This is a genomic window from Geodermatophilus obscurus DSM 43160 (genome assembly GCF_000025345.1).
Taxonomy (GTDB): domain Bacteria; phylum Actinomycetota; class Actinomycetes; order Mycobacteriales; family Geodermatophilaceae; genus Geodermatophilus; species Geodermatophilus obscurus.
Window position 1 is genome coordinate 5,000,589 of sequence record NC_013757.1, and the last position, 13,959, is coordinate 5,014,547.

At 73.5% G+C, this 13,959-nt stretch carries 11 protein-coding genes; 6 read left to right on the forward strand and 5 right to left on the reverse strand.

Annotated elements, in window-relative coordinates; all coding sequences use genetic code 11:
* Window positions 1-59: 59 nt before the first annotated feature.
* Entirely contained in the window at window positions 60-2,645 is a 2,586-nt protein-coding gene (gene clpB, locus GOBS_RS23465) for an ATP-dependent chaperone ClpB (protein WP_012950751.1), read from the reverse strand.
* A gap of 200 nt (window positions 2,646-2,845) precedes the next feature.
* Between clpB and GOBS_RS23470 the strand changes: the two genes are divergently transcribed.
* Window positions 2,846-3,289 carry a MarR family winged helix-turn-helix transcriptional regulator gene (locus GOBS_RS23470; protein ID WP_012950752.1) on the forward strand — a complete coding sequence of 148 codons (444 nt, stop codon included), beginning with the start codon at window positions 2,846-2,848 and terminating at the stop codon, window positions 3,287-3,289.
* A 72-nt stretch (window positions 3,290-3,361) separates the two neighbouring features.
* Window positions 3,362-3,802, forward strand: coding sequence for an OsmC family peroxiredoxin (locus GOBS_RS23475; RefSeq protein WP_012950753.1), 441 nt, complete (start codon window positions 3,362-3,364; stop codon window positions 3,800-3,802).
* A 30-nt stretch (window positions 3,803-3,832) separates the two neighbouring features.
* Here GOBS_RS23475 and GOBS_RS23480 read toward each other — a convergent pair whose 3' ends face one another.
* From GOBS_RS23480 to GOBS_RS23495, 4 genes are all read right to left on the reverse strand, one after another.
* Window positions 3,833-4,756 (reverse strand): diacylglycerol/lipid kinase family protein, encoded by a 924-nt coding sequence (locus GOBS_RS23480; protein ID WP_012950754.1) that lies wholly within the window; start codon window positions 4,754-4,756, stop codon window positions 3,833-3,835.
* Between the two features lie 72 nt (window positions 4,757-4,828).
* Window positions 4,829-6,433, reverse strand: coding sequence for an MDR family MFS transporter (locus tag GOBS_RS23485; protein ID WP_012950755.1), 1,605 nt, complete (start codon window positions 6,431-6,433; stop codon window positions 4,829-4,831).
* 53 nt (window positions 6,434-6,486) lie between these two features.
* Window positions 6,487-6,957: a MarR family winged helix-turn-helix transcriptional regulator gene (locus GOBS_RS23490; RefSeq protein WP_012950756.1), complete on the reverse strand. Its 471-nt coding sequence runs from the start codon at window positions 6,955-6,957 to the stop codon at window positions 6,487-6,489.
* Window positions 6,958-7,049: 92 nt separating this feature from the next.
* A complete protein-coding gene (locus GOBS_RS23495) occupies window positions 7,050-7,826 on the reverse strand; it encodes an IclR family transcriptional regulator (protein ID WP_012950757.1) in 777 nt (258 codons plus the stop codon).
* Between the two features lie 189 nt (window positions 7,827-8,015).
* Between GOBS_RS23495 and aceB the strand changes: the two genes are divergently transcribed.
* Genes aceB through glcF form a run of 4 tightly spaced genes read left to right on the forward strand, consistent with a single transcriptional unit; the run spans window position 8,016 to window position 13,940 of the window.
* On the forward strand, window positions 8,016-9,626 hold the full coding sequence (aceB, locus tag GOBS_RS23500; RefSeq protein WP_012950758.1) for a malate synthase A: 1,611 nt from the start codon (window positions 8,016-8,018) through the stop codon (window positions 9,624-9,626).
* 7 nt (window positions 9,627-9,633) lie between these two features.
* On the forward strand, window positions 9,634-11,121 hold the full coding sequence (locus GOBS_RS23505; protein ID WP_012950759.1) for an FAD-linked oxidase C-terminal domain-containing protein: 1,488 nt from the start codon (window positions 9,634-9,636) through the stop codon (window positions 11,119-11,121).
* Window positions 11,121-12,308 (forward strand): FAD-binding oxidoreductase, encoded by a 1,188-nt coding sequence (locus GOBS_RS23510; RefSeq protein WP_012950760.1) that lies wholly within the window; start codon window positions 11,121-11,123, stop codon window positions 12,306-12,308. Before GOBS_RS23505 ends, GOBS_RS23510 begins: the two co-directional genes overlap by 1 nt.
* Complete coding sequence (glcF, locus tag GOBS_RS23515) at window positions 12,309-13,940, forward strand: glycolate oxidase subunit GlcF (RefSeq protein WP_012950761.1); 1,632 nt, start codon at window positions 12,309-12,311, stop codon at window positions 13,938-13,940.
* Window positions 13,941-13,959: the final 19 nt, after the last annotated feature.

The window sequence follows — 13,959 nt, forward strand, 5'->3', positions numbered from 1 at the left end:
AGCGTGCGGAGGGTGGGGAGGACGGGGCCCTTCGACGGTGCGGAGGACGGGGTCCTCGCTCAGCCGCGGCGGACCGTCAGGCCCTCCTCGGCGAGGTCCTCCGGGGCGTCGACGACGACCTCGTCGCCGTCCCGGACCTCACCGGACAGCAGGGCCCTGGCCAGCTGGTCGCCGATCGCCGACTGCACCAGCCGGCGCAGCGGGCGGGCGCCGTAGACCGGGTCGAACCCGTTGAGCGCCAGCCACTCGCGCGCGGCGTCGGTGACCCGCAGCGTGAGCCGGCGGGCGGCCAGCCGGCGGGCGAGCACGCCCACCTGGATGTCGACGATGCCGGCCAGCTCCTCGCTGCCCAGCGCGTGGAACACCACGACGTCGTCCAGCCGGTTGAGGAACTCCGGCTTGAAGTGCTGCCGGACCACCTCCATGACCGCCTGGCGGCGACGCTCCTCCGGGATCGACTGGTCGGCGATCAGGTGCGAGCCGAGGTTCGAGGTCAGGATCAGGATGGTGTTCCGGAAGTCCACCGTGCGGCCCTGGCCGTCGGTCAGCCGGCCGTCGTCCAGCACCTGGAGCAGCACGTCGAAGACGTCCTGGTGGGCCTTCTCGACCTCGTCGAACAGCACGACGGTGTAGGGCCGCCGGCGCACCGCCTCGGTGAGCTGGCCGCCGGACTCGTAGCCGACGTAGCCGGGCGGGGCGCCGACCAGCCGGGCCACCGAGTGCTTCTCGGAGTACTCGCTCATGTCGATGCGGACCATCGCCCGCTCGTCGTCGAACAGGAACTCCGCCAGCGCCTTGGCCAGCTCGGTCTTGCCGACGCCGGTCGGGCCGAGGAACAGGAAGGACCCGGTCGGCCGGTTCGGGTCGGCCACGCCGGAGCGCGCCCGGCGGACGGCGTCGGAGACCGCACGGACGGCGTCGGGCTGGCCGACGACGCGCCGGCCCAGCTCGTCCTCCATCCGCAGCAGCTTCTGGGTCTCGCCCTCGAGCAGCCGCCCGGCCGGGATGCCGGTCCAGGCCTGGACGACCTCGGCGATGTCGTCGGGGCCGACCTCCTCCTTGAGCATCGAGTCACCGGTCTCGACCGAGGCCTCGGCGTCGGCCAGCGCCTTCTCCAGCTGCGGCAGCCGGCCGTAGCGGAGCTCGGCGACCTTGGCCAGCTCGCCGTCCCGCTCGGCGCGCTCGGCCTCCAGGCGGGCCCGCTCCAGCTCCTCCTTGATCTGCTGGATGCGGACGATCGCGCTCTTGTCCTGCTGCCAGCGGGCGGTCAGCTCGTCCAGCTGCTGGCGCTTGTCGGCCAGGTCCGCGCGCAACGCAACCAGCCGCTCGACCGAGGAGGGGTCGTCCTCCTTGGACAGCGCCATCTCCTCGATCTCCAGCCGGCGGACGGCGCGCTCGACCTCGTCGACCTCGACCGGCCGGCTGTCGATCTCCATCCGCAGCCGGCTGGCGGCCTCGTCGACCAGGTCGATCGCCTTGTCCGGCAGGAACCGGGCGGTGACGTAGCGGTCCGACAGCGTCGCGGCGGCGACGATCGCGGCGTCGGTGATCCGGACGCCGTGGTGGACCTCGTAGCGCTCCTTGAGGCCGCGCAGGATGCCGATCGTGTCCTCGACCGAGGGCTCGCCGACGAAGACCTGCTGGAAGCGGCGCTCCAGCGCCGGGTCCTTCTCGATGTGCTCGCGGTACTCGTCGAGGGTGGTGGCCCCGACCATCCGCAGCTCACCGCGGGCCAGCATCGGCTTGATCATGTTGCCGGCGTCCATGGCCGAGTCGCCGGTGGCGCCGGCGCCGACGATGGTGTGCAGCTCGTCGATGAAGGTGACGACCTCACCCTCGGACTCGGCGATCTCCTGCAGGACGGCCTTGAGCCGCTCCTCGAACTCACCGCGGTACTTGGCGCCGGCGACCATGCTGGCCAGGTCCAGCGCCATCAGCCGCTTGCCCTTGAGGCTCTCCGGGACGTCGCCGGCGACGATGCGTTGGGCCAGGCCCTCGACGATCGCCGTCTTGCCGACGCCGGGCTCGCCGATCAGCACCGGGTTGTTCTTGGTGCGCCGGGACAGCACCTGCACGACGCGGCGGATCTCGGTGTCGCGGCCGACGACCGGGTCGATCTTGCCCTCGCGGGCCCGCTCGGTGAGGTCGACGGCGTACTTCTCCAGCGCCTGGAAGGTGCTCTCCGGGTCGGCGGTGGTCACCTTGCGGTTGCCGCGGACCGTGCGGAAGGCGGCCAGCAGGGCGTCGCGGGTGGCGCCGGCGCTGGTGAGCACCGCGCCCGCCTCGCCGTCGGAGCCGGCCAGGCCCACCAGCAGGTGCTCGGTGGACACGAACTCGTCGCCCAGGGCGCTCGCCTGCTCCCCCGCGGCATTGAGCACGCGGAGCAGCTCGCGGGACGGCGCGGGGGCGGGCACGGTCGCACCGCTCACGCTCGGCATCCGCCGTAGGGCGGCGTCGGTCTTGGCCCGGACGTCGGCGACGTCGGCTCCCACGGCCTTGAGCAGCGGGCCGGCGATGCCGTCGGTCTGCTCGAGCAGCGCGGCGAGCAGGTGCAGGGGCTCCAGTGCGGCCTGGCCGCGGTCGACCGCCAGCCGCTGGGCGGCGGTGACGGCCTCCTGCGAACGGGTGGTCAGCTTGCTCTGCATGGTCTGTGGGGTCGGTCCTCTCGGGTGGGGCCGGACAGGCCGGCCAGCTGGTGTCGAGTGGTCCAACGACCGCAGGGTTGAGTCTGTTCCGCTCAACCTCACTGCGTCCGCGCCGTGCAGGGCACGACCTGGTCACCAGTGTGGGGCAGGTCGAGGAGCAACCCCCGTACCCCGGGGCCCGGGGGCCTAGAATCTGGAGAATGACGCGTCTCCCGGCTCCGAGCGCGGTCCTCGAGGACCAGTTGTGCTTCGCGCTCTACGCCGCCTCCCGGGCGTTGACCGCGCGCTACCGCCCGCTGCTCGACGCCATCGGACTCACCTATCCGCAGTACCTCGTGATGATGCTGCTGTGGGAGGAGGACAACCAGACCGTCGGTCAACTGGGCGCCCGCCTCTCGCTGGACAGCGGCACGCTGTCCCCGCTGCTCAAGCGGCTCACCACCGCGGGCCTGGTCACCCGCCACCGCCGGGTGGAGGACGAGCGCTCTGTCGCCATCGCGCTGACCGACGCCGGGCGGGCGCTGCGGGACAAGGCCGACGCCATCTCCGAGGAGATCATCTGCGCGCTCGACCTCGACCGTGCCGAGTTCGCCGACCTCAAGGCCAAGCTCAACCTGGTCACCGAGCGGGTCACCACCAACTGACCCGGAGTCGGGTTGTCCACGACGGACCGGGGTAGCGCACCCGCGACACACCCGTCCCGAGGAGGAGGACCCATGCCCACCCGTACCGCTCGCACCGCCTGGAACGGCACCCTGCAGGAGGGCTCCGGCCAGGTCGAGCTGTCCAGCTCGAAGGTCGGCACCTACGAGGTGTCGTTCCCCAAGCGCGCGGCCGAGGAGGCCGACGGCACGACCAGCCCCGAGGAGCTCATCGCGGCGGCGCACTCGTCCTGCTTCGCGATGGCCCTGTCCAACGAGATCGCCAAGGCCGGCGGCACCCCGCAGTCCCTGGAGGTCTCCGCGGACGTCACGCTGGGCCAGAAGGACGGCGGTCCGCACATCACGAAGATCGCGATCACCGTCCGCGGTGAGGTCGAGGGCCTCGACGCCGCCGGGTTCGAGCAGGCCGCGCAGGCGGCCAAGGCCGGCTGCCCGGTGAGCAAGGCGCTGGCCGGCGTCGACGAGATCAGCCTGGACGCGTCCCTGGAGAGCTGAGGCAGGCCCCGGCGGGGAGCCTGACGAAGGTCAGTGCGGCGGCACGAGCACCGACCAGCCGTGCTGCCGGACCCGCCAGGTCCGCGCCGGGACGCCCTCCTCGACCTCGCCGTCCGCGTCGAGGTCGACCGGGCCCCCGGTGACGGACACCCGGCGTCCCCGCAGCACCAGGACGTCGGGCCGGTCGACGTGGTCGCCGGTGGTCAGCGCCGTCGCGAAGGCGGCCCGGGCGACCGGCCCGGTCGCGACCGAGACCACCACGTCGGCCAGCCCGTCGTCCGGCTCGGCCTGCGGGGCCAGCGGCGTCCCGCCGCCGATGGAGCGGCCCGTGCAGACCCCGAGCATCAGCACGTCGCACGTGCCGTCGGCCGCCCAGCCCTCGTCGGGATGCGTGGCGACCCGGCCGTCGACCTCGACGCGCAGCGGCCAGCCGGGGCTGCTCACCCCCGCCAGCGCCGCGCCCACCGGGTAGGCGGCCACGCCGAGCCGTTCCTTGAGCCGGTCGGCCTGAGCCCCGGCCCGCGCCCCGACCCCCCCGTGCACCGCGTTCACCACCAGCCCCCCGGCGTCGTCGTCGAGCAGGTCCAGCGGCCGGGGCCGGCCGGCGAGGACGGCGGCCGCCCCCTCCTCCGGGTCGAGGGGCAGCCCCAGGGTCCGCGCGAGGTCGTTGCCGGTGCCGCGGGCCACGATGCCCACCGGCTCGGCGGGGTCCAGCGCGCCGGCCCGGTCCAGGGCCCGCGCCACGGCGTGCACCGAGCCGTCGCCCCCCAGCACGACGAGCCGGCGTCCGTCCCGGTCGGCGACCGCGGCGTCCAGCTCGGCCGCCGACCCGGTCGCGACCACCTCGACGTCGGCGCCCGCGCGCAGCACGCGCACCGCGGCCTCGACCGCGTCGTCCCCGGCCGAGCCGGCCGCGCGGTTGACCACCAGCAGCAGCCGGGACGCGTCGCTCACCGGCGCACCGTAGCCCCCGGCTCCCGCGGGCCCCGCCGCGAGCCTGCGGAGGGTGGGAGGACGGGCCGGTTCTCAGGCCGACTCGGTCTGCAGCCGCTCGTCGCCGCTCTCGGTCCGCAGGGCCACCTCGCGGATGAAGACGATGGCCACGACCGCCACCACCGCGACCACGGCCGAGACGGCGAAGATCCGCCCGGTCGCGTCCCCGTAGGCAGCCGCGATGAGCGCCCGGACGGCGGGCGGCGCGTCCGCGAGGTCGGCCAGACCGGCCCCACCGGACCCCTGCGCCGCACCCGGCACCCCGGCCAGGCCCTGCGCGGTGAGCTGGCCGACGCGGGAGTCGAGCACCGCCCCGAGGACGGCGACGCCGATGGTGCCGCCCAGGCTGCGGAAGAACGCGACCGCCGAGCTGGCCGCGCCCAGGTCACGGGCGGCGACGGTGTTCTGCACGGCGAGGACCAGGTTCTGCATGGTCATGCCGATGCCGACGCCGAGGACGAACAGGAAGGCGCCCAGCAGCACCATGTCCGTCTCGTGGTCGACCGTGCCGAGCAGCGCGAAGCCGACGACGACGAGCAGCGAGCCGGCGACCAGGTACCCCTTCCAGCGCCCGGAGCGGGTGATGAGGATGCCGGACACGGTCGAGGAGAGCAGCAGCCCGCCCACCATCGGGAGGGTCAGCAGACCCGCGGCGGTCGGCGAGTAGCCGCGGGAAATCTGCAGGTACTGGCCGAGGAAGACCGACGACCCGAACATCGCCACACCGATCGCGATGCTGGCCAGGATGGACAGCGTCGTCGTCCGGTCGCGGAACAGCCGCAGCGGGACGATCGGCTCGGGCGCGCGCAGCTCGGTGACCACGAACGCGGCGACGGCCAGCAGCCCGCCCCCGACGAACAGCGCCGTCTCGGTCGACGCCCACGCGAAGGTGCCGCCGGCCAGGGTGACCCAGATGAGCAGCGCGGAGACGCCGGCGGAGAGGAACGCGGCGCCCAGGTAGTCGATGCGGACGGCGCGCCGGGTCACCGGCAGGTGCAGCGTGCGCTGCAGCAGCACCAGCGCGACCACGGCGAACGGCACGCCGACGTAGAAGCACCAGCGCCAGCCCAGCCAGCTGGTGTCGACGAGCAGGCCGCCGATCAGCGGACCACCGACCGTGGCCACCGCCATGACGGCGCCGATGAGACCGGAGTACCGGCCCCGCTCGCGCGGGCTGATCATCGCGGCCATCGCGATCTGCACGAGCGCCTGGATGCCACCGAGCCCGAGCCCCTGCAGCACCCGCCAGGCGATCAGCGTCTCGACCGACTGGGCCAGGCCCGCCAACATCGAGCCGACGATGAACACGACGATCGAGATCTGGATCAGCAGCTTCTTGCTGTACAGGTCCGCCAGCTTGCCCCAGATCGGGGTCGAGGCCGTCGAGGCCAGCAGCGTCGCGGTGACCACCCAGGTGTACTGGCCCTGCGTGCCGCGCAGCTCGGTGATGATCGTCGGCAGGGCGTTCGACACGACCGTCGAGGACAGGAACGCCACGAACATCGCCAGCAACATCCCGGACAGCGCCGAGAGGATCTGGCGGTGGGTCATCCGGCCCTGCTGCTCGGCAGGGACGACCTCGGCGGGCGCCGGGGTGGGGACGACCGCGGTGCGGTCGTCGCGGGTGGTGGTGGCCACGGTTCTCCTGGACTGGCTGGTGCGGTGGGTGGGTGGCGCGAGGCGGCCGCGGGTCACGAGGCGGCGGGGTGGACGGCGGCGGGCGCCCGGTCGAGGTCGGTCGCGAGCCGCTCCAGCAGCCCGGACAGCAGCCGCGCGTCGTCCTCGTCCCAGTCGGCCAGTGCGGCGGCGGCCCACTCGGCGCGCAGGGCGCGGGTGACGGCCAGGGCACGGGTGCCCTCGTCGGTGAGGTGCATCAGGCTGGCCCGGCCGTCGTGCGGGTCGGGACGGCGCTCGACGTAGCCGGCCCGCTCGAGCGTCGCCAGCTGCCGGCTGGCGACGGAGACGTCGACGCCGGCCCGTACCGCCAGGGCGCTGCAGCGCTGCTCGCCGTCCTGCTCCAGGGGCACCAGCAGCGCCCAGCCGGACGAGGGCAGGTCGCCGTGGAGGACGTCCGCGGCGCGGACGCTCAGGTGGCGTCCGCTGCGGATGACGCGGACCACGCCGGAGGTGAGCCGGTCACGGGTCTCGGGGGTGATGGGCACGGGGTTCCTCGCCGCAGGAAGTACTTGCAGACAGCAACCATACGTCCAGTTGGTTGCTGTCTGCAACTGGGCCGTGGCGGGTGCTCCCCAGGTCAGCCGGCCGGGCGACCGCCGTCGCGTCCGAGCTCGGTGGCCAGCGCGGCCGCCGCCGACTGCAGCAGCGGCACCGCACGGGACACCGCGTCCAGCCCCAGCCGCCCGGCCGGGCCGGACACGGAGATCGCCCCCGCCGCAGAGCCGCCGGGCACGGGGACCGCCACGCACCGGACGCCGGTCTCCTGCTCGCCGTCGTCGACCGCGTAGCCCTGGTCGGCGATCGTGGGCAACTGGCGCAGCAGCTCGTCGGGGTCGGTGACGGTGAGCTCCGTGCGGGCGGGCATGCCGCCCTGGACCAGCAGCTCGCGCGCCGTCTCGGGGGGCAACTGGGCCAGCAGCACCTTGCCGACGCCGGTGCAGTGCAGGTGCACCCGCCGACCGACCTCGGTGAACATCCGCATGGAGTGCCGCGACGGCACCTGCGCGACGTAGACGACCCGGTCGCCGTCGAGCATGGCCAGGTTCGCCGTCTCCCCGATGACGTCGACCAGCCGGGTGAGGTGGGGCTGGGCCCACGTGGCGAGCATCCGCGACGCGAACTCCCCCAGGTGGATCAGCCGCGGCCCGAGGACGTAGCGCCGCGAGGGCAGCTGGCGCACGTAGCCGCGGCCCACGAGGGTGCGCACCAGCCGGTGGATCGTGGAGACGGCCAGGCCGCTGTCGGCCGCCAGCCGGCTGATGGCCACCTCGCCGCCGGCGTCGGCCATGAGCTCGAGGAGCAGGAAGGCGCGGTCCAGCGACTGCACGCCCTCCGCCGACCCACCAGCGGCCATCTCCCGCTCCCCTCGTTTCCGCCCGGTCGGGGTTCCGGACCGCGGGTCCTCGGGTTGACCGCTGGTGACCGGCCCCACTACTTTTCCAATGATCAGACATCGCCTTCCACGATGCGGAATGCACAGTACCCCCGCCTGCCGCTCTGCGGAACCGGGCGGCGACCCAGCACAGCGACTCCAGGGAGAACCATGAGCACCATCGCCGGCGTGGACGGTCTCGAGATCACCGGCCCCATGGGTGACCGGTTCGACGAGGTCCTCACCCCCCGGGCGCTCGAGCTCGTCGTCCTCCTCCACCGCGAGCTGAACGGGCGGCGGCTCGAGCGGCTCGCCGCGCGACAGGAGCGGGTCCGCGCGCTGGCCGACGGCGCCAGCCTCGACTTCCTCGAGGAGACCCGGTCGATCCGCGAAGACGACTCGTGGCGGGTGGCCGACCCGGCGCCCGGCCTGGTCGACCGCCGGGTGGAGATGACCGGCCCGACCGACCGCAAGATGACGATCAACGCGCTGAACTCCGGGGCCAGGTGCTGGCTGGCCGACCAGGAGGACGCGAACTCCCCGCTGTGGGAGAACGTCGTCAACGGCCCTCTCAACCTGATGGACTCGCTCGACCGCACGATCGACTTCACCAGCCCGCAGGGCAAGAAGTACGAGCTCAGGCCGGACGACGAGCTCCCGACCATCATCGTGCGCCCCCGCGGCTGGCACCTGCCGGAGAAGCACATCACCGTCGACGGCGAGCAGACCTCCGGCAGCCTGGTCGACTTCGCGCTGTACCTGGCCGCCTGCGGCCAGAAGCAGATCGACAAGGGCCGCGGCCCGTACTTCTACCTGCCGAAGATGGAGAGCCACCTCGAGGCGCGGCTGTGGAACGACGCCTTCAACCTGGCGCAGGACCACCTCGGCATCCCCCGCGGCACCATCCGCGCCACCTGCCTGATCGAGACCTACCCCGCGGCGTTCGAGATGGAGGAGATCCTCTACGAGCTGCGCGAGCACTCCGCCGGACTCAACGCCGGCCGCTGGGACTACATGTTCAGCGTGATCAAGACGTTCCGGACCCGGGGCGAGGAGTTCACCCTGCCGGACCGCAACTCGGTCGGCATGACTGTGCCCTTCATGCGGGCCTACACCGAGCTGCTCGTGCGGACCTGCCACAAGCGCGGCGCGCACGCGATCGGCGGCATGTCCGCGTTCATCCCGAGCAAGGACCCGGAGGTCAACGAGTTCGCCTTCAAGAAGATCACCGAGGACAAGACCCGCGAGGCCAACGACGGCTTCGACGGCTCGTGGGTGGCCCACCCCGGCATGGTGCAGGCGGCGATGGACGTCTTCGACAAGGTGCTGGGCGACAAGCCCAACCAGCTGGACAACCTGCGGGAGGACGTCCAGGTCACCGCCGCTCAGCTGCTCGACGTGAAGTCCACTCCCGGCGAGGCCACCGAGGCCGGGCTGCGGGCCAACATCAGCGTGGGGATCCAGTACGTGGAGTCGTGGCTGCGCGGCTCCGGCGCGGTCGGCATCAACAACCTCATGGAGGACGCCGCCACCGCGGAGATCTCCCGCAGCCAGGTCTGGCAGTGGCTGCACAACGGCGTGCGGCTCTCGAACGGCGAGCCGGTCACCCGCGAGCTGGTCGAGCGCCTCACCGACGAGGAGATGCAGTCGATCGCCGAGTCCCGCGGCGACTCCTTCGCCTCCGGCCGCTGGGACGACGCCCGCGCGCTGTTCCTGGAGATGGCCGTGGCCGACGAGTACTCGGACTTCCTGACCCTGCCCGCCTACGAGCGCATGCCGTGAGGACACCATGACCGCCATCGCCGAACCGGCTGTCTCCCATCGCACCGCCGCGCTGGCCGACCGGCTCCGGACGGCGGTCGGCACCGAGCGGGTGCTGACCGACCGCACCCAGGTCCGTACCTACGAGTGCGACGGGCTGGCCAACTTCAAGGTCACCCCGGCGATCGTGGTGCTGGCCGAGAGCCGGCAGCACGTCGTCGACACCGTCCGGCTCTGCGCCGAGGCCGGCGTGCCCTTCGTGGCACGCGGCTCGGGCACCGGCCTGTCCGGCGGCGCGCTGCCGAGCGCCGACGGCGTCCTGCTGGTGCTGTCGCGGTTGCGCGCGCTGTCCCCGGTGGACGCGGACAACCGCCAGGTCACCGTCGAGCCCGGGGTCATCAACCTGTGGGTCACCCGTGACGCGGCGCCCTACGACCTGGCCTACGCACCCGACCCGTCGTCCCAGCTGGTCTGCTCCATCGGCGGGAACGTGGCCGAGAACGCCGGGGGCGCGCACTGCCTGAAGTACGGCTTCACGGTCAACCACGTCCTCGGCGCCGAGGTGGTGCTGCCCGACGGGGAGGTCGTCCACCTGGGCGGGCGCGCTCCCGAACACCCCGGCTACGACCTGCTGGGCGCCTTCATCGGCAGCGAGGGCACGCTGGGGGTGGCCACCGAGCTGACCCTGCGGCTGATCCGGGTGCCGGAGGCGGTGCAGACCATGCTGGTCGGCTACTCCTCGGTCGAGGACGCCGCCGGCACGGTCAGCGACATCATCGCCGCCGGGATCCTGCCGGCCGCCGTGGAGATGATGGACGCCCTGGCCATCGAGGCCGCCGAGGCCGCGGTGAGCTGCGGCTACCCGGCGGGCGCGGTGGCGGTGCTGGTCATCGAGCTCGACGGCCCGCAGGTCGAGGTCGAGGCCCAGTTCAAGCAGGTCGAGGACATCGCCCGGGCCCGCAACGCCTTCGAGACGCGCATCGCGCCCGACGACGCGGAGCGGGCGCTGATGTGGAAGGGCCGCAAGTCGGCGTTCGCGGCGGTCGGCCGGATCAGCCCGAGCTACTTCGTGCAGGACGGCGTCATCCCCCGCACGAAGCTCCCCGAGGTGCTGGCCGAGATGAAGCGCATGGCCGACGAGAAGGGGCTCCGCGTCGCCAACGTCTTCCACGCGGGCGACGGCAACCTGCACCCGCTCGTGCTGTTCGACGACGCGGTCGAGGGCCAGGCGCACGAGGCCGAGGAGCTGGCCGGCGACATCCTCGAGCTCTGCGTCACCTCCGGCGGCTCGATCACCGGCGAGCACGGGGTGGGCAGCGAGAAGCGCATGAAGATGGCCAAGCAGTTCACCGCCGAGGACCTCGACACGATGCAGCTGCTGCGGTGCGCGTTCGACCCCGACGGCATCGCCAACCCGGGCAAGGTCTTCCCGACCCCGCGGTTGTGCGGAGAGCGGCCCGGCGTCCGCAAGGGCGAGCACCCGGTGCAGGCAGCCGGCCTGGGCGAGGTCTTCTGATGACCGCGGTGACCGCCGCTCACCGGCCGGGGGACGCCGGCGACGCGGTCGGGGGCGTGGTCCCGCGCGAGGTCGTCCGGCCGGGCACGGTCGAGGAGGTCGCCGAGGTCCTGCGGGCCGCGGCCGCGGACGGGCGCACCGTCGTGCCGGTCGGCGGGCGCAGCAAGCTGACCTGGGCCGCGCCGCCGGAGTCGTGCGACCTGCTGGTGGACCTCACCGGCCTGGACCGGGTCGTCGAGCACGTGGCTGGCGACCTCACCGTCGTCGCCGAGGCCGGGGTCCGTCTCGCGGACCTGCAGGCGCAGGTCGGCGAGGCCGGCCAGCTGCTCGGACTCGACCCACCCGAGGACGGCGCCACGCTGGGCGGCATCGTGAGCGCGAACGCGTCGGGACCGCGCCGCCTGCGCTACGGCACCACCCGCGACCTGCTCATCGGCATCACCGTCGTCCTCGCCGACGGCACGGTGGCCCACGCGGGTGGCAAGGTCGTCAAGAACGTCGCCGGGTACGACCTCGGCAAGCTGTTCACCGGGGCGCACGGGACGCTCGGCGTCGTCGCCTCCACCACCTGGCGGCTGCACCCGGTGCCGCCTGCGCGCCGGGTGGTCACGCTGGAGCTGCCGGACGCGGCGGCCGCCGGGCCGCTGTCGATCGCGCTGGCCCGCTCGACGCTCACCCCGTCGGCCGTGGAACTGGTCGGCAGCGCCGGGGGTGCCGCCCGGCTGGTCGTGCTGTTCGAGTCGATCGCGGAGTCGGTGACCGATCAGGCGCGGGCCGCCGTCGCCCTGCTGGGTGGCGGCGAGGAGTCCGAGGACCTGCCGGGGGACCTCGGCCGGCGGCCCGGCGGTGCGGACGACGTGCTCCTGCGGCTCGCCTATGCGCCGGCCTCGCTGTCCGCGGTGCTGGCCGCGCTGCCTGCCGGTACGGCGGTGGCCGCGCACGCCGCCACGGGGGTGTCCTACGCGGCCGTGCCGGCCGCCGACGCGGCCGATGCGCTGCCCCGGCTGCGCGCCGCCATCGCGCCGCACGACGGGACCGCGGTGGTCCTGCGTGCGCCCGACGCCGTCCGCGACCGCCTGGACCACTGGGGTCCGGTCGGCGACTCGCTGGACCTGATGCGGCGGGTCAAGGAGAGGTTCGACCCCGAGCGGCGGATGTCGCCGGGCCGGTTCGTCGGAGGGGTGTAGATGACGGAGATCACGCCGGGCAGTCGCGACCAGGGCGACTCGCCCCCGCCCGGGTCCCCCGGCGCCTCGCCGAACGTCGGCCCGGTGCGCGACTCGGTCGCCGACCTGCCGGCCGGAGCGCCCACCGGGGCCGTCCGGGCGGCCGACGAGGCCCCCTCCTCGGTCGTCGGGGCGCGCCGTCCGCTCGACATCGGCCAGGACATCGACCTGCCGGCCGGCACCGGGGCCGCCACCGTGGGGACCTCGACCCTGCTCGGCCTGCCGGGTACGCGGCAGGCCGTGCAGCCGGCCTTCGACGACCACCACCCGCCGGACCCCGCGCTCATCGGCGACTGCGTGCACTGCGGGTTCTGCCTGCCGACCTGCCCCACGTACGTGCTGTGGGGCGAGGAGATGGACAGCCCCCGCGGGCGCATCTACCTCATGAAGGAGGCGCTGGAGGGCGAGCCGCTCGACGACTCGATGGTGCGGCACTTCGACCAGTGCCTGGGCTGCATGGCCTGCGTGACCGCCTGCCCGTCCGGGGTCCAGTACGACAAGCTCATCGAGGCCACCCGCCCGCAGATCGAGCGGCGGTACCAGCGGTCGCGGGCGGAGAAGTTCTACCGCGACCTCATCTACAACCTGTTCCCCTACCCCCGGCGGCTGCGCGTGCTCCGCGGGCCGCTGCGGGCCTACCAGGCCAGTCGGCTCGGCAGCCTGCTGACCCGCACCGGCCTGATGAGCAAGCTGCCGGGCCCGTTGATGGCCATGGAGTCGCTGGCGCCCAAGCTCGGTCCGGTGGAGCGCGTCCCCGAGCGGACGCCGGCCGTGGGGCAGCGGCGGGCGGTCGTCGGGCTGCTGGCCGGCTGCGTGCAGGGCACCTTCTTCCCCGACGTCAACGCCGCCACCGTGCGCGTGCTGGCCGCCGAGGGGTGCGACGTCATCACGCCGAGGCGCCAGGGCTGCTGCGGCGCCCTGCCCGGCCACGGCGGCCGCGAGGAGCAGGCCCTCGACTTCGCCAAGCGGACGATCGAGACCTTCGAGCAGGCCGGGGTCGACTACGTCATCCTCAACGCTGCCGGCTGCGGCTCGAACGTCAAGGAGTACGGACACCAGCTGCGCGACGAGCCGGAGTGGGCCGAGCGCGCCGAGGCGCTCGCCGAGAAGGCCCGGGACATCAGCGAGTTCATCGTGGAGATCGGCCCGGTCGCCGAGCGGCACCCGCTGCCCATGACCGTGGCCTACCAGGACGCCTGCCACCTGGCCCACGCGCAGGGCATCCGCGAGGAGCCGCGGAAGGTGCTGCGCGGCATCCCGGGCATCGAGCTCAAGCAGCTCACCGAGGCCGAGCTGTGCTGCGGCAGCGCCGGCACCTACAACATGCTGCAGCCGGAACCGGCACGGGAGCTCGGGGAGCGCAAGGCGGCCGCCGTCCTCGCCACCGGGGCGGACCTGATGGTGACCGCCAACCCCGGCTGCTGGATGCAGGTGGCGACCACGCTGGCCCGGATGGGCAAGCGGATGCCGGTCGCGCACACCGTCCAGGTGCTCGACGCCTCGATCCGCGGGGTGCCCGTCGAGGACCTGCTCGAGCGCGCGCTCACCGGTCCCGGCACCGCCCTGGCCCGACCCTCCGCCACGGACGGGTGACAAAGGGCCCCCCTGCTGC

What these genes read in the sequence shown, in the direction of transcription:
- clpB (WP_012950751.1), bottom strand. Translation starts at nt 2,645, where the DNA reads ATGCAGAGCAAGCTGACCACCCGTTCGCAGGAGGCCGTCACCGCCGCC.
- GOBS_RS23470 (WP_012950752.1), top strand. Translation starts at nt 2,846, where the DNA reads ATGACGCGTCTCCCGGCTCCGAGCGCGGTCCTCGAGGACCAGTTGTGC.
- GOBS_RS23475 (WP_012950753.1), top strand. Translation starts at nt 3,362, where the DNA reads ATGCCCACCCGTACCGCTCGCACCGCCTGGAACGGCACCCTGCAGGAG.
- GOBS_RS23495 (WP_012950757.1), bottom strand. Translation starts at nt 7,826, where the DNA reads ATGGCCGCTGGTGGGTCGGCGGAGGGCGTGCAGTCGCTGGACCGCGCC.
- aceB (WP_012950758.1), top strand. Translation starts at nt 8,016, where the DNA reads ATGAGCACCATCGCCGGCGTGGACGGTCTCGAGATCACCGGCCCCATG.
- GOBS_RS23505 (WP_012950759.1), top strand. Translation starts at nt 9,634, where the DNA reads ATGACCGCCATCGCCGAACCGGCTGTCTCCCATCGCACCGCCGCGCTG.
- GOBS_RS23510 (WP_012950760.1), top strand. Translation starts at nt 11,121, where the DNA reads ATGACCGCGGTGACCGCCGCTCACCGGCCGGGGGACGCCGGCGACGCG.
- glcF (WP_012950761.1), top strand. Translation starts at nt 12,309, where the DNA reads ATGACGGAGATCACGCCGGGCAGTCGCGACCAGGGCGACTCGCCCCCG.